Raw genomic sequence first — 23704 nt, forward strand, 5'->3', positions numbered from 1 at the left:
GGCCATTCAAAGACTGAATGGCCGTCTTGCTTTTTTCCTCAAGCCCGTGCATTTGGGCGCGAAGGGGCGGTTAGCTCAGTTGGTAGAGCATCTCGTTTACACCGAGAGGGTCAGCGGTTCGAGCCCGTTACCGCCCACCATATTTTTCAAGGACTTAGCGCGGTTGAGATCATCCCGCGTTGGGTCACTTAACAGGTTCTGTCCTTGTTCTGTGTCAGGCCCATGCTCTCTCATACCTCAATGTTTGTTCCGACCATGCTGTCTACAGATAGCCTGAGGCATGCACGTATTGCAATTTTGAGTGTCATTACTATGTGTTTTGGTGGGAAAAATAGCGGGCGGATTCGCCTTGGTACAAATAAAAAACCCCGCCTGTCTTGCCGAAACAAGAGGAGCGGGGCTGTCGATGGAATACCACCGACGATGTAAAATTAAGGTACGGGTTCAACCGTAAAAGTCAAGTTAATGACGGCAGCAAAACAACCTCGTGCGATGATGTTTGTCGATGGTTTCAACCTTTATCATCCCCTAGCAGAGTACGCCGCTGCGAATAATATGAATCATATCAAGTGGCTCAATCTTCATGCTCTCGGTGAGGCCATCGCTATTCGTAGGAAAGAAATTTTTGTAGGTGCGACATATTGTACAGCTTATCAAACTAAGGATCAGGAAGCTAAGACGCGGCATAAGCTATACAATGATGCTCTTCGGGCATACGGCGTTAAAATTGAGCAGGGTCACTACATGAATGTGCCGACCAAACTGTGTGGTGATTGTGGGATGATGGGAGAAAAGCCAACCGAAAAGCAAACGGATATCAACGTCGCTCTATCGTTATTCAGGGCTGCTTGGCGCGATGAGTATGATGTCGCCTATTTATTAAGTGTGGACTCTGATCAAGCCGCGACAGCGCGACACTTTGCTGATGAGTTCAAGGGTAAGTCCCTTGTTTCAGTAGCCCCTCCTGGCAAACCTCACTCCAACAAAGTTTTGCAATACAATGGTGGGTTGAAAGTAACGCTCACAATTGCCGATATCTTGAAGGCTCGTTTGCCAAATGCCGTGCTTAAAAACGGAAAGCCGCCAATTGTTTGCCCGCGGGACTATCTGCCTGTAAACGGAACCTGACCGGCGAGAAAAGAATTCCCACCAATTATATGCTTAAAGTTATCGCCCGAATAACTGCCGCATCACTCACATAAATCCGTTTCATCTTGGCGAGCATCCCCAATGTCCAACCGAACAAGTCACACAAGACTTGATCGGGAATTTGGTCAGGAAAGTGTTGTTGTAGGATGACCATGTTGGTTGAAGCGGTATTGCGGAGGTCGTGGATCGTCGGGAGGTCGTTGCCCTTTAACGCCTTGTCGCGATGTCGGTAGAAACTGGTTGAAAGCCCGTTACCGCCCACCATTTTCCCCAAACATGCATCTCATCTGTTCCGATTCTGGCGATTCTGATCGGCTGAAGTGTGGCTATTTTGCCAGATCTCTCTGGAAATCGAAAAAAAGAAATATTGGAAGAATTTCTCTCGATAGGGGTTCCGGAAGGCTCGATGCGTTGATTTACCGGAATTTTACCTTGAAAAATTTACATTATTTATGAAACCGGTTTCACAGTTTCATGGCCCACTTTCTGGAAAGTGACTTTTTTATTTCCAAGCCCACTTGATAGCGCAAACATTTGGTGGTGGATTGTACTGCGGATAGGTTGGAGTGCAGGGGCATTCCATCTAACCGAGACAAGCATTGAAGACGGGCACCAGCATCGGAAGCCGCGTCTCAGGGAGGATTGTAATGACTGTTTCCACGGACAAGGTCCGTGCAGATTCTGCACGGAAGAAAAAATGGGGAACGCTGCTTTGCAGCGCGTCAGCCGTATCCCTGCTTGCGGCCCTGCCAATGGCAGCGCACGCACAGGAAGCTGACGAAGATACGCTGACCCAGGAGACTGTGGTGGTACAGGGGATCCGCGGATCTCTTGAGCGCGCCATGGACATCAAACGCGACGCAAGCGGGGTGGTGGACGCTATCTCGGCCGAAGACATCGGCAAATTCCCGGACACAAACCTGGCTGAATCGCTTCAGCGTATCACGGGTGTGTCCATCAACCGGGTCAACGGGGAAGGCTCGGAAATCACGGTTCGCGGCTTCGGCCCGGGCTTCAACCTGGTCACCCTGAACGGCCGTACCATGCCGACCGCAAAGGTCCGCGCCATCGGTACACGGGGTAACTATGGCGCCGGCGGCGACCGCGCCTTTGACTTCTCCAACCTCGCCTCTGAAGGCGTGAGCGGGCTGGAAGTCTACAAAACCGGTGAAGCGCTTCTGCCGTCAGGCGGCCTTGGCGCAACCATCAACATCAAGACACGCAGACCGCTGGATACTCCGGGCACGACGCTCAGCCTATCTGCAAAGGCGCAAAGCGACCAGAGCAATGAGAACGGCGACGACATCACGCCTGAGCTGTCCGGCCTCGCAAGCTGGACGGACAATTCCGACCGCTTCGGTGTCAGCGTATTCGGGTCCTACTCCAAGCGGGATTCCGGCGCGCCGACCATGCAGATCAATGACTGGCTGGTCTTTGATCCTGCCGTTGACGGCCCGGTGGAAGATTCCAGCTATGTGCGCGGTGATGGTTCTACGCAGATCACCAATGCACCCAAGGATGGCCAGCTTTACGCCATCGCGCAGGACAGCCGTTACGACTTCTCGGATATTTCCCGTGAGCGTCTGAACGGTCAGTTGGTCATGCAGTTCAAGCCGATGGATACCCTGACGCTGACCGGTGACTACACTTATGCGCGCACCGAAGCCGAAGAGATGCGTTACGAGCAGACCAACTGGTTTGCGACGCCTATGGACCAGTTGATCTTCGACAATGACGGCCCGGTTGCGACCGCAGTCTTCATGCAGGAGAACAATAACGGCTCCAAGGATATCGGTTTCGAGCAAACGAACCGTGCGACCAAGGACGAACTGAACTCCCTGGGCTTCAATGCCGATTGGGAAGTCGGGGAGCGTGGCCGCATCATCCTGGATGCTCACACGTCCAAGTCTGAATCCGGCGGCAACAACCCGCTGGGTCATACCGCGACCTTCGTTTCGATGGCTGCTCCGGTTATCCTTCAGCACTCTGTCGATTTCCGCGGTGGTACGCCGATCCAGTCCTACACGATCGACGATTCCGTTCGCGGTAACGGCAATGGTGTTCTGGATGTGGGGGATCTCGGTTCGCAGGTTCAGCGTAGCAGCTTCTCCCGCATGGAGAACCAGATTGACGAGATCGATCTGCGTTACATCTGGGAATTCGACAATTCCAGCCTGACCGTGGGTGGTAACTACCGCGATACGGAAATGGATCGCTTCACGCGCACCACGCAGCAGGATCTCGGTTCCTGGGGTATCAGTAACCCGGGCGACATCGAGCAGTTTGCACCAGGCATCATGGAATCCTATTGCCTGTCCTGTCTGTTTGACGATCTGGCTGTTGGCCAGGCCGATCCAGCCTTCAGGGGAGACCCGACGAAACTCTTCCCGCTGCTGCAAGCGGCGTATCCGGGCAGTGATATCAACGTGTCCGAAACGGCAGATACCGTTCAGGAAGAGATCAAGACGCTGTACGCCCAGTTCCAGATGGAAAGTGAATTCCTTGGCCGTCCGGCGCGTATGAATGCGGGTGTTCGCTACGAAGAGACGGAAGTTACGTCCGTTACGCAGCAGTCCGTCCCGTCAGCCATTCTCTGGGCTTCTGACAACGACTTCCTCGTTGTTCAGTCCGGTGCAAAGGAAGATGTGAGCGGGTCAGGTTCCTATGACCATTTGCTGCCGAACTTTGACTTCAGTGTTGATGTCACGGACAATCTTATTGCACGTGCATCCTTCTCGAAGACGATTGGCCGCGTGGCCTATAGCAGCCTGTTTGCCTCGACCACCGCTGATGCGCCAAACCGCCCGACAGCACTTGGTGGCCAGCTGACAGGAAGTTCACAGAACCCCTCCCTGTTGCCATTGGAATCCGACAACTTCGATGTCTCTGTCGAGTGGTACTATGGTGACACGAGTTATGTGTCGCTTGGCTACTTCGACAAGAAAGTGAAGAACTTCATCGGTACCGGTGTGGTTGAGCGTAACCTCTTCGGTCTGCGGGATCCGGCCTCTGGTGTTGCAGGCAGCCGCTCCGGCGATGCTCTGGACATCATCAGTGATCTGGGTGTTGACCAGTCTGAAGCCAACCTCTTCACGCTGGTCGCCCTGATCGATGCCAATGGTGGCGATACGGCGGCGGCACAGGCTGAGTTCCAGTCCAATCTGGTGAACGGCGCCCTGCCGCAATCCTATGTCGACCAGATCCTGTCTGACGCAGATGTCTCGCCGGATGCCAACGACCCGCTGGCTGTCTTTGGCGTTTCCCAGCCGATCAACAACAGCGAAGGCAATATCGACGGTCTCGAATTTGCCTGGCAGCACTTCTTCGGAGACTCTGGTTTTGGCTTCCAGGCCAACTACACCATGGTCAACGGCGATGTGGAGCTTGATCCGGCTGCCAGCCCGGCAGAAGACCAGTTTGCTCTGGTCGGTCTCTCCGACACGGCAAACCTGACGGCAATCTATGAGAAGTACGGCTTCTCCGCCCGTCTGGCCTATAACTGGCGCGATACCTTCCTGTCGGCGACCAATCAAGGCGGTGACCGGTCAGGTATCTATGTGGAAGACTATGGTCAGTTCGACTTGAACGTCAGCTATGACATCAATGAGCAGCTGGCTGTGTCTTTCGAAGGCATCAACGTGACAGGCGAAGACCAGCGGACCTATCACCGCGTGCCGGAACAGGTCTACTACGTCTACGAACTGTCACCGCGCTACCTTGTAGGCCTGCGCTACAAGTTCTAAGGCCTGGCCGACTTGTAGATATTGACCATGATTGCGAAAGGCCGCTGGAGACAGCGGCCTTTTTTGCCCCTGTTGAGTGCTGCGCGGCTTTATTCCATGATGTTCCAGGAAACGCTGCCGCAGGCTGGCTATGGCGCCGGCAGGCTCAGAGGTTTTTCCGCACTGAAAGGCACACCATGTCGAATATGGCACTTCTCAATAATATCGATCATTCGGATTTGAAGATTATCCGCAAATATGGCGCCGAGTTTGGCGACAGCGTGAACCAGTCCGTTGCCTTCCCGACTGAATTTGCAGAGCTGCAGCGCAGCTATCCAATCCTGTTCCGCAAGGATGAGGCAGGGGAGTTTCAATCCGTTGTCCTGCTCGGCCTGGACAAGGGGGAAAATTTGTTTCTGGACGGGGACAGCTGGCAGGCGCGCTATGTGCCGGCGCTGCATGAGCGCGGGCCCTTCATGATCGGTTTCCAGAACCAGGAGGTTGATGGTGAGGTGCGCCGCGAGCCGGTGATCCATGTCGACCTGGACAGTTCCCGCGTCAGCCGGGAAGAGGGGCTTCCGCTGTTCCTGCCGCAGGGCGGCAACGCGCCATACCTGCAGCATGTTACCCACATCCTGCGCGTCATCAATATCGGCATGGACATGATGAAGCCAATGTTCGAGGCCTTCCAGCAGGCAGATCTGATCGAGCCGGTTGCGCTGGAAGTGAAACTGGATGACGCGACGACCTATCAGGTGCCGGATGTCTATACGATCAGTGAGGAGAAGCTGGCCGCGTTGAGCGGTGAGGCGCTGGAGCGTCTGCACAAGGGCGGCTTCCTGCGTGCGGCCTATCTGGTGCTCGCCTCGCTCAGCAACATCAACACGCTGATCGAGATGAAGAACGCCAAGCGCATGGCGGCTGCCAGCTGAGTGAGTAATGGATAAGGCCTGGTCATGCTGAACATTGAACGCAAGACACGTATTCTGGAGGGCGTCGCGCCGGACGCCATTCCCTATGATGCGCTGATGCAGGATCAGCAGCCGGTCATTCTGAAAGGTGTGACCAGTGACTGGCCGCTGGTGCAGGCCGGGCGCGAAAGCCCGAAGGCGGCGATGCAATATCTGCTGCGCTTCTATCAGGGGCGCCCGGTTGTTGGCTATACCGCCGCGCCGGAGATTGGCGGCCGCTATTTCTACACGGATGACATGAGCGGCCTGAACTTCCAGCGCAGCCGTGTGGCGATGGATGAGTATCTGGAGACGATCCGCGCGCATCTGGGTGAGGCCGATGCGCCCTCTTACTATATCGGATCAACGGATCTCGACATCTACCTGCCGGGGCTGCGCGGCGAGAATGATCTCGTTCTGAACAATCCTATGTTCGAAGCAAACGCGCCGATTGTCAGTATCTGGATGGGCAACCACACGATTGCTTCTGCGCACTACGACATGTCCAACAATCTGGCGTGCTGCATGGTGGGCAGGCGGCGCTTCACGCTGTTTCCGCCGGATCAGATTGCAAACCTCTATCCTGGCCCTCTGGAGCCGACTCCGGGTGGGCAGGTGGTCAGCATGGTGGATTTCCGCGATCCTGATCATGAGCGTTACCCGCGTTTCCGTGAGGCGCTGGAGACGGCGCAGGTCGCAGAGCTGGAGCCCGGCGATGTGCTGTTCTATCCGGCGCTGTGGTGGCATCATGTCGAAGGGCTCGGTGAGTTCAACGCCATGATTAATTACTGGTGGAATACGAGCCCGGCTTTCATGGATACGCCGCAGAACACGCTGCTGCATGGTCTGCTCAGCTTGCGGGACCGTCCGGAGCCGGAGAAACAGGCCTGGAAGGCGCTGTTTGATTATTATGTCTTCGGCCCGGCCGAATTGCCGGCTGAGCACTTGCCGGAAATTGCGCAGGGCAATCTGGGTCCCATGGACGAAATGAAGGCCCGGCGGTTGCGCGCCATGCTGCTGCAAAAGCTGAACCGCTAAGAGACGAAAGACCGGGGAGGGTCATCAGGAGATGCAGAAAGTCAGGAAAGTCGTCATCGCGGGCGGGGGCACAGCAGGCTGGATCACAGCCGCGGCCCTCTCGCGTATGCTGGGCCCGTTGCTGGATATCACGCTGGTGGAGTCCGACGACATCGGAACCGTTGGCGTGGGGGAGGCGACCATCCCGACGCACCGCACCTTCCATCACTTGCTGGGCATTGATGAGCGCGAATTCATGCGCGCCACCAAGGCGACGTTCAAGCTGGGCATCGCGTTCGAGAATTGGGGCGGCATTGGCGACAACTACATCCACTCCTTCGGGCAGGTCGGCAAGCCGAGCTGGATGGGTGAGTTCTACAATATCTGGATGGCTGCGCGAGAGAAGGGCATTGGCGAGGAGCTGGACGCTTATTGCTTTGAGCTTCAGGCCGCCAAGCACAACAAATTCTATACGGACGAAAAATTCAAAATCAATTACGCCTACCATCTGGACGCCAGCCTCTATGCCAAATTCCTGCGTACCTTCTCTGAAGGGAAGGGGGTCAAGCGGGTTGAAGGCCTGATCGGCGAGGTGGAGCAGGATGGCGAGAGCGGGTTCATCACGGCGCTTAAGCTGAAATCCGGCGAACGCATTGAAGGTGACTTCTTTGTCGACTGTACAGGGTTCCGCGGCCTGCTGATCGAGCAGACCCTCAAAAGCGGGTTTGAGGATTGGGGCCATTGGCTGCCGACCGACAGCGCGCTGGCCGTGCAGACGCGCTCTGTCGGCCCGGCTTTGCCCTATACGCGTTCCATCGCGCATCAATCCGGCTGGCAGTGGCGCATTCCGCTGCAGCACCGCGTGGGCAATGGCCTCGTCTTCTGCAGTCAGTATATGCAACCGGATGAAGCTGAAGAGGTGTTGCGGGGCAATGTTGAAGGCGATCTGCTCGCGGAGCCGCGCCTCATCCGCTACAAGACGGGACGTCGGCAAAAGGTGTGGAGCAAGAACTGCGTGGCGCTCGGCCTTTCAAGCGGCTTTCTGGAGCCGCTGGAATCCACCAGCATCCATCTGATCCAGATCGGCGCGTCTCGCCTGGTGCAGCAATTCCCGTTCAGCGGCGTCTCTGAGGCAATTGCCAATCACTATAATGAGCAATCCGTGCGAGAGCTGGAGCGGATTCGCGACTTCATCATCCTGCACTATAAGGTGACTGAGCGTGATGACAGCGCGTTCTGGCGGGATCGCCGCGACATGGACATTCCGGATTCGCTGGCCCAGCGCCTGGAGGTGTTCCGCGAGAATGGCCTAGCCTACCAGGCGACGGACGATCTGTTCCGCGTCGACTCCTGGCTTCAGGTGATGATGGGCCAGCGCCTGAAGCCGAAGGGCTATCACCATATGGGCCACATGATGACCCAAGATCAGATGCAGCGCGCCCTTGGCGGCCTCAGCACCGGCATTGCCAATGCCGTGGCAAAGATGCCGACGCATCAGGAGTTCATTGACCGTTATTGCGCGATTGAGCCCGAACCGGCCTGATCAGGCCTTCGGCTGCGCGTCCAGTTCTGCCAGCATCTGGCCGACAATGTTCCGGGAATGCACCACCACGTTCGAGACCAGTTCGTGGGAGAAACTGGCGCCGCCAAACCAGGTCTTTTGCTGTCCCTGAACGCGGCGTAGCACGGCGAACAGGCCGTCCTGTACGGCGTCTGCCTTGTATTGCGGGAAGTATTGCCAGCATTTCTGCTGGATCACGCTTTCGATATGGAAGCCGTGAAAGTCTGCTTCGGCCAGCAGGATCTCGCGAAGTTCTGACGGTTCCAGATCCTTGGAGAATTGCCCGGTCACATAGAGCTTGCCGCCAAGGTCTTCGCTTTCGCCTTCGCGGCGTCCGCCCAGAATGGCGCCGCGCAGGGAGCTGTCGCGGCTGGCACGTGAGAAACCGATTACCTGATAGCCGTCAAACCAGTCCGGCGAAGAGAAGAGGGTGGTGGTGTAGGTCTGCCACTCGATGGCGTCCGTCAGAAAGGCCTCATCCTCGCTCGGCTGGCTGAAGGCGGAAAAGGCCTGCATCGGCACGGTGGAGAGCACGGCGTCGTATTCTTCGCGCGTGCCTCCCGCCAGGATGACTGGACGTGGCCCAGACCTGTCCAGCGACAGAACAGGGCTGGAGGTGCGCACATTCAGGTCTTCTGAGAAGCGTCGCCAGAATTCGCTCCACCCCTCATCCGGCATGTGCAGCTGGTTCAGAACGCCGGAGAGGATGAAATCCAGATCGCACCATTGAACAGTCTGGCCGATGGTTGCCTCATCAATATAGCCATAGCCTTGCGTCGTCTGGATGCGGTGCATGGCCAGCTCGATCTTGGGCAGGTTCAGATTGCGCACCCATTCCTGCGTGGTCATCGCGGCTTCGCGGCAGACGTCCGGGTCTGTCGGCCGCGTGGCAATCGCGCGGCGCAGGCGCCGGGAGGCCAGCACGAATTTGATCGCCTGCACACCGAGCGGGGCGCCGCTGCCGGACTTCACATACTCAACCACCGTGCGGCCATCAAAGCGCGCTTCGCCGAGCCGGGTCAGGTGAATGCCGTATTCCTTCATCCAATTCTTCACAATACGGTGGGCGCGCGTGGTGTAGCAGGTGCCCAATTCGTTGAGGGCATCGCCATGCAAAACGGAATAGGACTTGCCGCCAATCCGGTCTTCCGCTTCATATACGGTTACCTCATGACCGGCATCTTTGATGAATCGCGCAGCCGAAAGGCCTGCTGGCCCGGCGCCGATGACGGCAATCTTCCCTGGATTGTCCTGGCGGGGCACGTGTGCGGAATCCTTCCAAATCGGAATGCATGCTACAGAAGCTGCCTTGGGGCAGGCAACACCCTGTTTTCATCGATGTTTGGTTAATTGACGCGTTAACGACAAGTTTCCGCAGTCATGAAAACCACCAGAGCGTGTAGAGCGGAATTTTCACTTTAACGGCTTATAGCCGCAGTATGGCGAAACCGGAAAAAACTTTCTTTTCATATCTGACGCGCAGAAATCTGCCGCGCGATACGCCGGTTGATGCCTTGATCATGCTTCAACAGCATATCGATTTTTCAAAGCATGCTTTCACAATGGCCATCATCATGACGGTCAATGTTTTCGGCGCCAGCTTCCTGGTGAAGCGCTGGGTGCCGGAAAGCCATATTCAGATCTGGGGTGCCATAAATCTGGCGCTGGCCCTGTTGCTGATCATGGATACGTTGCTGAAGCGCGGACGCCCTTTGCCGAAAAAGGTAAGCGGCCGGTATCTGCGCCGCTCTGAATTCCTCTCCGTCCTGTTCGGCAGCACATGGGGCGCGCTGCCTTTCTTCGTCGGGCATGATGAAGACCTGGCGATGATCCTGACCGGCCTGATGATCCCGCCCATGGCATCCGGCATGTCCAGCCTTCTGACGCGTGTGCCGCGCATTGTGTTGCGCTACGCGTTCTCTGCCTCCATTTCCGCCTTTGTCTATTGCGCCTATACGCAATCTGTGGCCGGCATGACCGTCTGTGTCATGATGAGTTTCTTCCTTGTCGCGCTGTACCTGGGCGCGCGGAACAGTTTCGAAGCCTATACATCAGATGTGCATGCCACGCTGCAGGCAGAAGAGTCCCGTGACCTTCTGATCGGCGCGCTGGAAGCCAGCCACCAGGCCTTTGCCATCTTTGATGAAGAGGGCGATATCATCGTCGAGAACCAGCTGTACAAGCAGATCTTCGGCAAGGAAAAAGACATCCTCAAACCCTTCGACACGCCCATCAAGCGCGACGGCCTGTACTGGCAAAAATCTGTCCAGAATATTGAAGGTGTGGGTGACGTTGTTGTCTATACGGATGTTTCCCGCATTGAAGAGACGCGCTCCGAGATCGAGCATGCCCGTAATGAGGCCGAGGCCGCCAACGAAGCCAAGACACGTTTCCTTGGCTCCATGAGCGCCGAGCTGAAAGCGCCGCTCGATGTGATCTCTGCGTGTGCGGGCGTAATTGGCACCTCCTCCAATATTCCTTGCTCTGAGGAAGAGGTGCGTGACTATGCCGACAAGATTGCCGAGCAGGCGCTGATCCTGTCCTCCACGCTCGACGGTATCATCAGCTATACCCGCATGGATAATGAGGGCTATCTGTCTCATTCTTCCGAGGTGGCTGTGGCCGACACGATCGAATCCGTGGTCCGCAAGATCATGGAAGGGCCGAACACGCGTTTCTCCGGCAACGTGAAAGTCAGCGTTCCGAAAAACCTCTGCGCCACGATGGACCAGGCGAGTTTCGAGGTGATCATCCGCAACCTACTCAAGAATGCACTTGAGGCGGGCTCCGGTGTGCCAATCATCCTGAAAGCCGGTATGGTGTCCGGTGTTGGTCTGGTTGTCATGATCCGTGACCGGGGCAGGGGCATGACGCAGGATGTGCTGGAAAGCGCGTTCGAGCCATTCTTCCATTCCCGTCCGGCCCACCAGAAATATGACCAGAATTCCGGTATCGGCCTTGGCCTCAGCGTGGCAAAGCGTCTGGCAGAAGCTCAGGGCCTGCGCATTCGACTGCGCTCTGAGATGGGCAAGGGTACGACCGCTTTCCTGACCATTCCGGAAGGCCTCGTGCGCCGTACCCATACGAACGAGCCGGTGGATGACATGCTGAACCTGCCGGAAACAGAGCCGCGTACAGCCTGATCCGGGCGGCCTCTGGCCTCATTTCCCTTTAGGATTTCCTACATAAGCCCCCGCTAGGGTGCGTTGCTGGTGGCAGCGATCAGCAGGGGACAGACATGCGCCTGACCAGAGGGAGCGGAATGCAGGCGGGCCTGAAGGCGGCGCTGCTATGCCTTCTGGCCGTGTTCAGCCTGTTTGCCACCAGTTTCGCGCAAGGCCGTCTCGGCCTGGTTGGTACCGACAATGATGACGTCATGCGCCTCGTCCAGATCAAGGATCTGATGGCCGGGCAGGGCTGGTTTGATCTGACCCAGACGCGTCTCGGCCCGGATGGTGGCACGTTGATGCACTGGTCCCGCCTCGTGGACCTGCCGATTGTGCTGCTGGCCCATTTCTTTGATCTCTTTTTACCATCGGATACGGCGCTGGTCTGGGCGTACTCTGTCTGGCCGCCGCTATGCATGTTGGGCGTGCTGGCGGGCGTGTATACGGGAGCCGTGCGGATGGCGGGGCGACAGGCGGCGCTGTTCTGTCTGTTGCTGGCGGCCATCCTGATGCTGGGGCATTACCGTTTCCTGCCGGGCGCGATTGACCATCACAACATGCAATTGGCGCTGATGGCGCTGGCTATCGGGCTGCTCGCCGATCCCCGGCGCAAGGCTGGCCGGATGGCATGGGCTGGGCTGGCGACGGCGATGTCTGTTGCCATCGGGGGAGAGGTATATGTCTTTGCTGGCGTAATATGCGCGTTTGTCGCGCTCGATTGGGCGCTGACAGGACAGGCAGTACGCGGAGGCGCGGTCGGGTTTGGCGCAGGGCTGGTTGCCGGTCTGGAAGCGAGTTTCTTCGCCACGATCGCCCCGGCCGATTACACGGTGGTTGCGTGCGACGCGCTCTCCTCGGTCAGCCTGTTGGCAGGCATGGCGGGCGGGCTGGGCCTGGCCGCGGCGGCTCTTCTGGTCTCAGGACGAGGCATGCTGGCGCGGTTTGTTGCGCTGGCACTGGTTGGCTGCGCAGCAGGTACGGTTCTGCTGCTGACGGGTCCGCAATGCCTGTCCAATCCGCTCAGCGAGCTGTCGCCGCAGGTAAAGCATCTCTGGCTGGATCAGGTGGATGAGGCGCGGCCTGTGCTCGCGCCGTCTTCGGCCTTCTTTCAGGACGTCCCGTTCCGACTGGGCATTATGGTCGTGGCGCTGATCGTATGTGGCTGGCGCATCTGGCGCGGTGTTCATGTGCGTGCGCACCTGCTGTTTCTGGCGCTGATCGGCGCGGCGCTGGCGCTGACCTTTTACCAGTCTCGCTTCTATGCGTTCGGGCATGTTTTCGCGATCCTGCCGCTCGGGCTCTGGATCGCGGACCTATACCGCAATGGCAGGGCTGATGGGGAGGGGAGTGTCGCCTATCTCGGCGCGCTGGCCATCTCTCTACCCATCGTCTGGGGGGTGCCGGGCCTCTTGCTGACCCAGCAGAACAAGGGCGATATCAGCGGGGGCGCTCGGGCTGAAAACACGGCCTGCCTCGGAGACGAACTGTACACTCAACTGAATGCCTTGCCGCAGGGCCGTATCCTGGCCTCGGCGGATTTCGGGCCCATTCTGTTGCTGAACACGCGCGATAGCGTGCTGTATGGCAATTATCACCGCAATGCGGCGGGCATCCAGCAGGCTATCACGCTGATCCTGTCTCACCCGGGCGAGAGTGAGGCCCTGCTGAACGCTGCCGGGATTGATTACGTGATTGCCTGTCCGTCAGACCCGGAAACGCGCTTCATGACACAGCAGGATTCTGATGGTCTGATGGCCCGTCTGAACCGTGCAGAGGTGCCGCCCTACCTGCAAGCTGTGCCCCTGCCGGAGCCCCGTTCGGGCGCCGCGACGCTTTATACTGTCCATTCAAATTGGACTGATAATTCTGTGGATGACGACATTTCTTAACGGCGATCCCCCTATCGTTAACGATTGCTGTACGATCCGTTCCCCTGAGAATTCATGGATCTCAAAAATCACCAGAGAAAATATATATAAAACAGGGGTCAGGTGCGGTATGAACGCCCCGTACCGTTTATCTGCCGCCTATCCCTTGCATTAAAGCGGCGTTAACGGCACATGGTGTATGGGGCTGTGTATAGAATTGCACACGCGCGCCGGGTTTTGTCTCCTGGCCGCTCAAGAAAGAGCTTGGGTAAGACATGATTGGTAGCCTCCTCGGCATGCTGTCTACGGACATGGCCATTGACCTCGGGACAGCGAATACGCTCGTCTATGTGAAGGGGCAGGGCGTCAAGCTCGATGAGCCCTCTGTTGTCGCCTACATGACCCAGGGCGGTCGAAAGATCGTTTATGCTGTCGGCGAGCAGGCCAAGAACATGCTCGGCAAGACTCCCGTGAACATGGAAGCCATCCGCCCGATGCGTGATGGCGTGATCGCCGACTTCGAAGTCGCCGAGGAAATGATCAAGCACTTCATCCGGAAGGTTCACAACCGCCGGGCGTTCGTGTCTCCTCTCATCATCATCTGCGTGCCCAGCTCCGCGACCAGCGTTGAGCGCCGCGCCATTCACCAGTCGGCCCTGGCCGCTGGCGCGCGTGAAGTGCAGCTGATTGAAGAACCCATGGCCGCTGCCATCGGCGCAGGCCTGCCGATCGATGATCCGGCCGGGTCCATGGTGGTTGATATCGGTGGCGGTACATCCGAGGTGGCCGTGCTGTCGCTGGGCGGTATCGTGTACTCACGCTCGGTCCGTGTCGGCGGCGACAAGATGGACCAGGCCATCGTCAATTATCTGCGCCGCGAACAGAAGATCCTCATCGGGGAAATGTCTGCTGAGCGCATCAAGAAAGAAATCGGCACCGCGATGCCGCCGGAAAACGGCACCGGCATGGCGCTGACCGTTCGGGGCCGCGGAACGCTGGACGGCGTGCCGAAGGAAACCGAAATTACCGAAGCCATGATCGCAGAAGCCCTGCGTGAACCGGTGACGGATATCATCGATGCTGTTAAGATCGCCCTCGAAGCCATGCCGCCGGAACTGGCAGCAGACATCGTGGATCGCGGCATCGTGCTGACAGGTGGTGGTGCACTGCTTCGCAATCTCGACACGGTAATCCGGGAACAGGCACAATTGCCTGTGATGATTGCGGACGATCCTTTGAAATGCGTCGTGAATGGGTGTGGACACGTGCTGGAGAATTTCTCCAAGATGCGCACGGTTCTTTCGCCCGAAGTCTGACGCAGACTGACACTTGGGGTAACGGCAAGGAAACAGGCCAATGGCACGCCTCGGCCGATCAGGACAGAAGACCCGCAAGCGCTCTCCAAAGCGCCTCATCCTCGGCGTGTTCATTTTCGCCGCGGCGGCCCTCGTTCTTGCCCAGTCTGCCCCGCAAATCCGCAGCTTTTTTGATCCTGTCCGCACAACTGTCGGCGACCAGCTTGGCGGCAGTGACGGCTTTGATGTCTTGGCCTGGGTGACCGGCCAGACCGCCCGCGAGCGCCGTATCCGTGAGCTGGAAGCTGAAGTGCGGGATCTGTCGCGCTACAGGGCAGCTGCCATTTCCATGGCCGAGCGGATGGAAGCGTATGAGGAAATCCTGAACCTGATGGGAGAGCCGCCCGCGCGCGGTGTCACTGCCCGGGTCTCTGCTGAAAATGACGGTCCGTTCGCGCAGACCATTCTGGCCAATGCTGGCCGGGCCCAGGGCGTTGAGCCGGGCGCGGTGGCCCTGAATGAGGGCGGGCTGGTTGGCCGCGTCATTCAACTGGGCGAGCATTCAAGCCGCATCCTGCTGATCACGGACTTCAACAGCCGCGTACCGGTGATGGGAGAGGTAAGCGGTGTGCGCGCCATTCTCTTTGGTGGCCGCGACGGCCTTGGCAGCCTGACCGACATGCCAGAGCGTGATGAGTTCATTGAGGGCGAGCGCATTCTGACCTCTGCCGAGGGCGGCGCGTTTCCGCGCGGCCTGATCGTGGGGGAGGTGCGCAATGTCGGCGGGGACTGGCGGGTCGAATTCTCGATGGCTGACCGCGAGGGCGGCTATGTGCAAATGGTGCCGCCGCCTGTGATCGCCGAGCCGGAAACGGTTGAGGCGCAGCCGATCTCAGCCAGCCCGGCGCAGGGGGTGCGTCAGTAATGCCGGCTTCATCCCCCCGCAAGAAAAAAAGCCTCTGGTCGCAGACCGGACCTACGCCCCGCCTTTTGTTCGGGGCGTTTGTCATTGCAACCATCGGCTTGCTGGGACTGACTCCAAAGGAATTTTTCGGCCTGTCGATTGCCTGGCCCTATGCGGCGCTGTGGGGCGCGGTTGGCTGGGGACGGGTTGGCCTGTCCGTTCGTCCGATGCTGTTGCTGATCATGTTCGGCCTGATCCAGGACGTGACCTTTCATGCGCCGCTTGGCTGTTTTGTCATCGTGAACCTTGTTTGCTACGGCGCGAGTGCGATGATTGCCGACATGTTCGATGTCATGAACGAGCCGCTGATCGCGATCTTGTCACCAGTTCTGCTGTTCTCCGGGGCTTTTCTGGTTCTGTGGTTGATAGCATCTACTCTTGAGGACCATCCTGTGCGGGCTGTACCGCTGATGGCTTCACTTCTGACGACCGGGATCATCTATGCCGTGGGCCAGAAGATTTTCGATCTCGGGCGCGCGCCCGGCGAAGGTGTAGGGCAGGCGACATGAGCAACAAGAAAACAGCCGATCTCGATTTTGCCTTTTCCCGCCGTACGGCGATTGCCGGCGCGGCTGGCGGTCTGGTCTGGGCTGGCCTTGTGGCGCGCCTGTTCCAGCTGCAGATTCTTGAGCAGGAACAATACCGTCAGCAGGCCGAAGCCAACCACATCAAGCTGCAGCTGGCCCCGCCCCAGCGCGGGCGTATCCTTGACCGTTTCGGACGGCCGTTGGCCTCGCACCGCCGGGCAGGGCGGGTCTCCGTCATTCCGGAGCAGACCGATGATCCCGAGCGTACCCTGGCGCAGATTGCCGAGCTGATCGAAATTCCGGATGACAAGCTGGAACGCCTGGCCAATGACATCCGCTACAATCGCCGCCGCAATGCGGCCTTCGTACCGGTCACGATTGCGAACGAGCTGACCTATGAAGACTTTGCACGGATGAATGTGCATGAGGCCGAAATTCCCGGCCTCAATGTCGAGATGGCGCTGACGCGGTCCTATCCGCGCGGACGGGATTTCGCGCACGTGCTGGGCTATGTCGCGCGTGCCAGCCAGGATGATCTGACCCGCCTGTCAGATGGCATGACCGGCAAGGAAGCCGAGACGCTGAAGACCATGTTCCGACATCCGGACATGCGTACCGGTCGTCAGGGCATGGAGCGCTTTGCCGAGGAATGGCTGCGTGGCAAGCCGGGCTATCGCAAACTGGTCACCAATGCGCATGGCCGGATCATCGAGGAAATTCCGGACGAGCGCCTGGCGCCGATGCCGGGCCGCGACCTGTTCGTGACCATCGATTCCGATCTGCAGCGCGTTGCGATCGAGCGCTTTGCGGGCGAAAGCGGCGCGGCAGTCGTGCTGGATATCGAGACCGGCGATGTACTGGCCATGGTGTCGACCCCGGCATTTGATCCGAATGACTTCGTGAACGGAATATCTTCGGCGGCCTATGCAGAGCTGCGCGATGACAGCCGCTCTCCGCTTTATCCGCGCGCACATGGCGGGGTTTACCCTCCAGGCTCTACCTTCAAGATGGTGGTGGCGACCGCCGCGCTTGAGGCAGGGGTGATCAAGCCGGAAGAGCGTGTGCACTGCAACCGCTACTATCATTTTGGGAACCGTACCTGGCACTGCTGGAAACATGGCGGCCATGGCTCGGTCAACATGCATCAGGCCATCAAGGGCTCGTGCGACGTCTATTTCTACGAAATCGCGAGGCGGACTGGCGTCGACAAGATTGCCGAGACCGCGCACAAATTCGGCTTCGGCGAAAGCTGGGTGCTGGGCATGACCGGCGGGCGCAGCGGCCTGGTGCCGGACCGCGAATGGAAACAGCGCGTCCGCAAGGAAAACTGGTATGAAGGCGAGACGCTGAATTTCGGCATCGGGCAGGGACAGCTGGGCGTGACGCCGTTGCAGCTGGCGCTGATGACCGCGCGCATCGCGAGAGAAGGCAAACCTTTCAAGCCGCGCATGATCGGCATTGGTCCGCAGTCGGATGTGGACCAGGTGCTGGATGCGCCGCTGGAGCAAGACATCATGGCGCGCATGAAAGCCGGTATGTATGGCGTGACATCCGAAGGCGGCGGCACAGCCTATCGCTCAGGTGATCTGGGGCTCGGCGGCCCGCGTCTGGCTGGCAAGACCGGTACTGCGCAGGTGCGCCGTATCACGCGCGAGGAGCGGGCGAGCGGCATTCGGAAGGGCGAAAACATTGCCCGCGAGCTGCGCGACCATGCCCTGTTCGTGGCCTATGCGCCAGCGGATGATCCGAAATACGCCATCTCTGTTATCGTTGAACACGGGGAAGGGGGCTCCAGTACAGCCGGCCCTGTGGCGCGGGACATCCTGCACTATGCGCTGAAGACGGACAGCCGCCGCAAGCCGTCCTATTCGCAAAGTGCCTCGCTATCTCCCAATCTTTCGGATGAAGGGGAGCCGACATGAGCCGTGACGGCTTTACCGGTTTCTCCCGCGGTGAGGCGCGTACCCGCACCGCCACATCCCTCAGCTTTGAGACAAAAGGGCCGCTCGACAAGCTCATGCGGCTGCCCTGGGGCTTCATCCTGCTGATCGTCGCCATGGCGTTGACCGGCATTGCGATGCTGTATTCATCCGCCCACACCAATCCGGCAGAGTCGCATTTGTGGCGGCTGCAGCTGATCCGCTTTGGCGTCTGCTTTGTCATGATGATTGCCCTCGGCCTGTTGCCCCTGTCCTGGTGGATGCGGCTGGCCTTTCCTGCCTATGTCGGCACGATAGTGCTGCTGGTGCTGGTGGAGGTGATGGGCTTTTCCGGTGGCGGCGCGCAGCGCTGGCTGCGTGTCGGGCCCATTGGTGTTCAGCCGTCTGAGTTTGCGAAACTTGCCGTGACGCTGGCCCTGGCGCGTTATTACCAGATGGTGCTGCAACCGCAGACCGGGCGTATTCTGGTGCATCTGGGCGCTTTGGCCATCATGGTCATTCCTGCGGCATTGATCTTCATCCAGCCGGATTTCGGCACCACGCTGGCGCTGCTGGCGTCTGGCGCCGTGGTGATCTTCCTGGCAGGCCTGTCGGGGCGTGTCATCCTGACCGGCATTGTCGGCGGTGTGGCTTCTGTCTGGCCGATCTATCAATTCGTGCTGGCACCGTATCAGCGAGAGCGGGTCGATACCTTCCTGGCGCAGCTGTTTGGCGGGGCCACGAATGCGCTGGGCGAAAGCTATCAGATTGAGCAGGGCAAGATCGCGATTGGCGCAGGCGGCCTGAACGGGCGCGGCTATTTGCAGGGCATCCAGTCCCAGCAGGATTATGTGCCCGAGCAGCATACAGACTTCATCCTGACCGTGATCGCAGAAGAGTTCGGCTTTATCGGCACGACAGCCCTGCTGATCGGGTTTGCCGTTTTGCTGGGCTGGTCTCTATACAGCGCCGGGCGGTCGGCCAGCTGGTTCGGACGGCTTGCCTCAGCCGGCGCAACGGCCACGATTGCCTTCTACATCGTGTTCAATGTCGGCATGGTGCTGGGCCTGCTGCCAGTGGTAGGTATGCCATTGCCGCTGATTTCCTATGGCGGTACAGCGATGCTGACAACGATGGCCTGTTTCGGCCTGATTCTGGCGGCGCACATGCACCGGGATGAAAAACTGACAGCCCGGGGGCTGTTCTGACCACAATATAACAAGAGATGTTGATTTTTGTTTCGCGCTCTATAGTTTCCCGCGAAACATTATACCCGGGGAGAGGGATATGGCAGGAGAAATTGGCCGCAAGACGGAGCACTGGGGCTCGCGCTTTGGTTTTATCATGGCGTCAGTCGGTTCAGCCGTCGGGCTCGGTAATTTCTGGAGATTTCCATACACGGCAGGGGAGAATGGCGGCGGCGCCTTCATCCTGTTCTACATTATCTGCGTTCTGCTGATCGGCATGCCGCTGCTGATGGCGGAATATGCCATGGGCCGCAAATCCGGCATGTCGGCCATTGAGGGCATTCAGTCCCTGGCGCGTGCGGAAAGCCGGTCCCAGAATTGGGGGATTGCCGGTTGGGTCGGGTCACTCACCTCATTCTTCATCCTGTCTTTCTACATGGTGATTTCCACCTGGCTGATGGCCTTCCTGATCCAGTCCTTTGGCGGGTTTGAAGGCATGGACGCTTCCAGCTCAGGCCAGAACTTCGTCGACACGATTGGTCAGGGCGAACATCCGATGCGGTCCAGATGGTACATGCTGGGCCTGCTGGCACTCTTCCTGATCGCGAACATCATTGTTGTCGGTCGCGGCGTGAAGGGCGGGATCGAAAAGGTGGCAACAGTTCTGATGCCGGCCTTCTTCATCATGTTGCTGGTTGTGGTCGGCTTCTCGATTGCCAATGGCGACACGGCCAAGGCTGTATCCTTCATCTTCGAACCGAAATGGGAAGATGTTGGCTTCAAGACCTTCCTGGCGGCGCTGGGGCAGGCCTTCTTCTCGCTCAGCATCGGTGTTGGCCTGATGATCACCTATGGTGCCTATCTGGAGCCGGATACCAATATTCCGCGCTCTTCCGGCCTGATCGTGGCATCCGATACGCTGGTAGCGCTGATCGCTGGCTTTGCCATTTTCCCGATCGTGTTCTCAGCCGGCCTTGACCCAAGCAGCGGCCCAAGCCTGTTCTTCATCTCGATGCCGGTGGCGTTCGGCAGCATTCCGGGCGGCGCGATCATGGCGCCTGTCTTCTTCGGTCTGGCGCTGTTTGCGGCGTTCACCTCTTCCATCTCTCTGATGGAGGTGGCGGTGTCCTGGCTGGAAGAGCGCCAGGGCGTCACGCGTCTTGGCGCGTCCATTGGCGTTGGCTATGTGCTGTTCATGATCGGTGCGGCCTATGTCTTCTCGCTGGACTATCTGGACTTCATGGACTTCATGACGGAAGGCCTTCTGCTGCCACTGGGCGGTCTGTTGGCGTCCTATTTTGCGGGCTGGGTGCTCAGCCGCGAGATGCTGACCTCGGAACTGGGCGAGGGCACAATCATGAATGCCTGGCGCTTCCTGATCCGCTGGTTTGTGCCGCCCTTCATCTTCCTGATCCTGGTGTTCGGCTTCATGGATAAGATTCAGGACCAGTATCATGTGCCGCTGCCCGGCTTCCTGACCATGCTGCTGGGCCCGAACTGGGTGCCGCCAGCAGGCTGAGATACAGATATCTTATCAATGAAATCGGGGGCGGTTATCCGCCCCCTTTTTTTCTGTCCGGACAGCAGGCAGGCAAGTGCGAATCCGGCGGGCAGAAGGCTATGGCAAAGTGCACGCTGTCATCCGGTCCCCATGGGAGCGGATGGGGCAGGCAGAGCTCCAGATCTGCAGGTCCGGCGGGCGGAAGGCTCAGGGTCGCAACCTGAAACCCTCCGTAGTGTATCCCTATCTGCGGCGTCTGAGTTTTCTGCCCGCTACATTTCCTGACATATCCGGAAGGCAAGGGGCCTGTCCGGCCCTTTGCGCTATCCGCCGATCAGGCTGGCATACTTCACCGCGAAATCATCCGTTGCCTGGATCAGGCGGTCGACAATGCCCGGCTCCATGGAAGAGTGGCCGGCATCCGGGATGATGTTCAGCTCAGCCTTCGGCCAAGCCTTTGACAGGGCCCAGGCGGTCGACAGCGGTGTCACCACATCATAGCGCCCATGGACGATGACGCCCGGCACATCCTTCAGCTGGGTTTTTGCCTCTTCGAGCAGCCAATTGTCCTGTGCGAAGAAACCGCGATTGACGAAATAGTGGCACTCGATGCGCGCGAAGGCATCAACGAAATCATCTTCATTGAAGCGGGCAGGGGTCGTGGTCGGCCCCTTGATGGACAGGGTTTCGCCCTCCCAGCGGGCCCAGGCGCGGGCGGCTTCCACACGTGTCTGACGGTCATCCCCGGTCAGGCGGCGATGGAAGGCCATCAGCAGATCATCGCGCTCATCTTCGGGAATAGGGGCCAGGTAGCGGTCAAAGGCATCCGGGAACAGGCGGCTCGCGCCGGACTGGTAGAACCACTGGATCTCCGCTTTCGACACCAGGAAGATGCCGCGCAGGACAAGACCCAGCGTATTATCCGGATGGCTGACGCCATAGGCGAGTGACAGCGTGGACCCCCAGGAGCCGCCAAAGACAAGCCACTGCTTCACGCCGAGCATTTCGCGCAGCGCTTCCATGTCGTCGATCAGATCCCAGGTCGTGTTTTCACGCAGTTCGGAATGCGGCGTGGAGCGCCCGCACCCTCTCTGGTCGAAAAGAATGATGCGATATTTCCCGGGATCGAAGAAACGCCTCATTTCTGGGCTTGAGCCGCCTCCGGGGCCTCCATGTACGGCAATCACCGGGATTCCCGCCGGATTGCCTGATTCTTCCCAATATATCTCGTGAATTTCGCTCACTCGGAGCCTTCCGGAGCGCCGGGACTCCAATCGAGGATACAAAATGCGGCGTGCAGGGCGTCTGTTCATGCAGTCTTCACTTATTCTCAGCCAATATTAGCCTTGTTACTGGACTTAGTTCCTTACCGTTCGTAAACTTTACTGCAGGTGTGGTCCAATTCAGGTGTGTAGGTGGCTGTTAGATGCGTAGTATAGTTCTGGGTGTATCCCTATGCCTTCTGACGGGATGCGCAACCGTCTCTATGATTCCGGGTGAGGCATCCTTCGAGACCAGCCTTACTCAACACCAGTCTGCCCTTCGTAAAATTTCAGCTGATTATTGTGATGCCACGGTCGAGAATGGCTGGGTCGAGGCATCAGGCGGACTGATGGGCTTTGCCAATACATTGATCAATGGCCGCTCTGAAGCTGCGGAAGATTATGCGTCGCGCATTGGGGCGACGAGTTCTGCGCCATCTCTGGTGCTGGCCCGCATCGTTTCCGACACGCAAGCCGCCCGTAACGGATTGTCCAATGTCAGCCGCGAAGCCCGCGATTTGCTTCAGTCCAGCGAAACTGATGCAGCAAGCCGCACGGACGTGATGAGCTATGAGCGCGCCCTTGTTCGCGCGCAGATGGCCTATCGCAATTTCCAGGGCGCGCTGGGCGAAGTGACAGCCCGCGAAGACATGGACATGGATGTCGCCCCGGTCGACCGGGAGCTGAAATCCTTTGCGGATACAATTGATAGCGCCCGCGACACGGCCGACGGCCTGGCCGACAAATACGCCTCGCTGAACAGCTCTTCCAGCTAGCTTTCGCTGCGTGTGGCGCCCCAACCGCACAGCGCCCACCCTGCCAGAAATGACAAGCCGCCAATTGGCGTGATCGCACCTGTCCAGCTTGGTGCGCCAAGCGCCAGCGCATACAGCGTTCCGGCAAAGATAACTGCACCCACCACCATTGCCCAGCCACCTGCGCGCACCAGCCCGCCGCGTCCGCTGAGCGCAATGGCAAGCGCCGCTGCCGCGTGGGGCAGGGCATATATGGTTGCTGTGTTCCACCATTCATGACCCTGAACGGTCAGTGTGCTGTCGAGTGCATGGGCCCCGAACGCGCCAAGGGCGACAGCAAGAAATCCGACAAGGGCGGCGGCACGTGCAAGCATGGATCAGCGTCTCTCCGACTGGTTAATCTATATTATGTCATACCACTGGGGGTGCGGGGAATGGCATAAGTGACAACCGCATGGCTGGAAGCTTTCTCAGCGCCCTCAATCCGCACATCCACATCCATGACTGCCAGCGCCTGGCCGATCTTCATCACGCGGGCATCCACAATCACGACATCGCCAATGCAGGGCCGCAGGAAATTGATGTTCAGATTGCTGGTCACCGTCATCGGCTCCAACCCTGTATAGGTCATCACGGCGAAGTAGGCCGCCGTGTCCACCAGAGACATCTGTGTCGGCCCGGAGATGTAGCCGCCCGGGCGCAGATGGGTCGAATCCGCTTTCAGGCGCACCACAGCACGGCCTTCTTCCATAAGGATGATTTCACTAGGGGGATGGGCTGTGTCCTTGTCGAAGGATCTCTTCAGGTATGCGTTTGCCTCTTCGGCTGTCATCTTTGTCATGGGCTTTGCCCTCCCTCTG

Annotated in this window: 18 protein-coding genes and 1 tRNA gene; 15 read left to right on the forward strand and 4 right to left on the reverse strand. The window is 58.6% G+C overall.

The genetic code is table 11. The features are described from left to right. Positions 1 to 64: 64 nt before the first annotated feature. The 6 genes from HY29_RS10920 (at position 65) to HY29_RS10950 (ending at position 8381) form a co-directional block, all read left to right on the forward strand. Positions 65 to 140, forward strand: a tRNA-Val gene (locus HY29_RS10920). Between the two features lie 325 nt (positions 141 to 465). Next, complete coding sequence (locus tag HY29_RS10925) at positions 466 to 1128, forward strand: NYN domain-containing protein (protein ID WP_081811348.1); 663 nt, start codon at positions 466 to 468, stop codon at positions 1126 to 1128. A gap of 668 nt (positions 1129 to 1796) precedes the next feature. After that, positions 1797 to 4892 (forward strand): TonB-dependent receptor, encoded by a 3096-nt coding sequence (locus HY29_RS10935; protein WP_081811349.1) that lies wholly within the window; start codon positions 1797 to 1799, stop codon positions 4890 to 4892. 176 nt (positions 4893 to 5068) lie between these two features. Then, a complete protein-coding gene (locus tag HY29_RS10940; RefSeq protein WP_034796715.1) occupies positions 5069 to 5803 on the forward strand; it encodes a SapC family protein in 735 nt (244 codons plus the stop codon). A 24-nt stretch (positions 5804 to 5827) separates the two neighbouring features. Further along, positions 5828 to 6859: a cupin-like domain-containing protein gene (locus tag HY29_RS10945; protein ID WP_034796720.1), complete on the forward strand. Its 1032-nt coding sequence runs from the start codon at positions 5828 to 5830 to the stop codon at positions 6857 to 6859. Between the two features lie 31 nt (positions 6860 to 6890). Beyond that, the gene (locus HY29_RS10950; protein ID WP_034796723.1) at positions 6891 to 8381 is read left to right on the forward strand and encodes a tryptophan halogenase family protein; all 1491 of its coding nucleotides are present in this window, start codon (positions 6891 to 6893) and stop codon (positions 8379 to 8381) included. On the opposite strand, the gene HY29_RS10955 is transcribed toward HY29_RS10950, so the two are convergent. Further along, positions 8382 to 9662 carry an FAD-dependent oxidoreductase gene (locus HY29_RS10955; RefSeq protein ID WP_034796725.1) on the reverse strand — a complete coding sequence of 427 codons (1281 nt, stop codon included), beginning with the start codon at positions 9660 to 9662 and terminating at the stop codon, positions 8382 to 8384. It abuts the gene before it with no gap. Between the two features lie 176 nt (positions 9663 to 9838). Here HY29_RS10955 and HY29_RS10960 point away from each other — a divergent pair, with 176 nt between their 5' ends. The 8 genes from HY29_RS10960 to HY29_RS10995 all read left to right on the forward strand — a co-directional run bounded on the left by HY29_RS10960 (position 9839) and on the right by HY29_RS10995 (position 20845). Beyond that, a complete protein-coding gene (locus HY29_RS10960; RefSeq protein WP_034796726.1) occupies positions 9839 to 11542 on the forward strand; it encodes a sensor histidine kinase in 1704 nt (567 codons plus the stop codon). Positions 11543 to 11637: 95 nt separating this feature from the next. Beyond that, positions 11638 to 13455 (forward strand): hypothetical protein, encoded by a 1818-nt coding sequence (locus HY29_RS10965; protein ID WP_155838291.1) that lies wholly within the window; start codon positions 11638 to 11640, stop codon positions 13453 to 13455. A 254-nt stretch (positions 13456 to 13709) separates the two neighbouring features. Continuing rightward, on the forward strand, positions 13710 to 14750 hold the full coding sequence (locus HY29_RS10970; RefSeq protein WP_034796728.1) for a rod shape-determining protein: 1041 nt from the start codon (positions 13710 to 13712) through the stop codon (positions 14748 to 14750). A 40-nt stretch (positions 14751 to 14790) separates the two neighbouring features. Beyond that, positions 14791 to 15654 carry a rod shape-determining protein MreC gene (mreC, locus tag HY29_RS18520; RefSeq protein ID WP_051601421.1) on the forward strand — a complete coding sequence of 288 codons (864 nt, stop codon included), beginning with the start codon at positions 14791 to 14793 and terminating at the stop codon, positions 15652 to 15654. After that, entirely contained in the window at positions 15654 to 16202 is a 549-nt protein-coding gene (locus HY29_RS10980) for a hypothetical protein (protein ID WP_034796729.1), read from the forward strand. Before mreC ends, HY29_RS10980 begins: the two co-directional genes overlap by 1 nt. Continuing rightward, the gene (mrdA, locus tag HY29_RS10985; protein WP_034796730.1) at positions 16199 to 18142 is read left to right on the forward strand and encodes a penicillin-binding protein 2; all 1944 of its coding nucleotides are present in this window, start codon (positions 16199 to 16201) and stop codon (positions 18140 to 18142) included. The genes HY29_RS10980 and mrdA overlap by 4 nt, the downstream gene beginning before the upstream one ends. Further along, on the forward strand, positions 18139 to 19347 hold the full coding sequence (gene rodA / locus HY29_RS10990) for a rod shape-determining protein RodA (protein ID WP_241765187.1): 1209 nt from the start codon (positions 18139 to 18141) through the stop codon (positions 19345 to 19347). The genes mrdA and rodA overlap by 4 nt, the downstream gene beginning before the upstream one ends. A gap of 79 nt (positions 19348 to 19426) precedes the next feature. Further along, positions 19427 to 20845: a sodium-dependent transporter gene (locus HY29_RS10995; RefSeq protein ID WP_034796734.1), complete on the forward strand. Its 1419-nt coding sequence runs from the start codon at positions 19427 to 19429 to the stop codon at positions 20843 to 20845. A 305-nt stretch (positions 20846 to 21150) separates the two neighbouring features. On the opposite strand, the gene pip is transcribed toward HY29_RS10995, so the two are convergent. Beyond that, on the reverse strand, positions 21151 to 22140 hold the full coding sequence (gene pip, locus HY29_RS11000) for a prolyl aminopeptidase (RefSeq protein WP_034796737.1): 990 nt from the start codon (positions 22138 to 22140) through the stop codon (positions 21151 to 21153). Positions 22141 to 22253: 113 nt separating this feature from the next. On the opposite strand from pip, the gene HY29_RS11005 reads away from it, so the two are divergent. Then, positions 22254 to 22865: a hypothetical protein gene (locus HY29_RS11005; RefSeq protein ID WP_155838292.1), complete on the forward strand. Its 612-nt coding sequence runs from the start codon at positions 22254 to 22256 to the stop codon at positions 22863 to 22865. Here the strand turns inward: HY29_RS11005 and HY29_RS11010 are convergent. Next, positions 22862 to 23218, reverse strand: a complete 357-nt coding sequence (locus HY29_RS11010) for a DUF423 domain-containing protein (RefSeq protein WP_034796742.1) — start codon at positions 23216 to 23218, stop codon at positions 22862 to 22864. The genes HY29_RS11005 and HY29_RS11010 overlap by 4 nt on opposite strands. Positions 23219 to 23250: 32 nt before the next feature. After that, the gene (locus tag HY29_RS11015; protein ID WP_034796745.1) at positions 23251 to 23685 is read right to left on the reverse strand and encodes a PaaI family thioesterase; all 435 of its coding nucleotides are present in this window, start codon (positions 23683 to 23685) and stop codon (positions 23251 to 23253) included. Between the last annotated feature and the right edge of the window lie 19 nt (positions 23686 to 23704).

Source organism: Hyphomonas beringensis (genome assembly GCF_000682755.1).
Taxonomy (GTDB): Bacteria; Pseudomonadota; Alphaproteobacteria; order Caulobacterales; family Hyphomonadaceae; genus Hyphomonas; species Hyphomonas beringensis.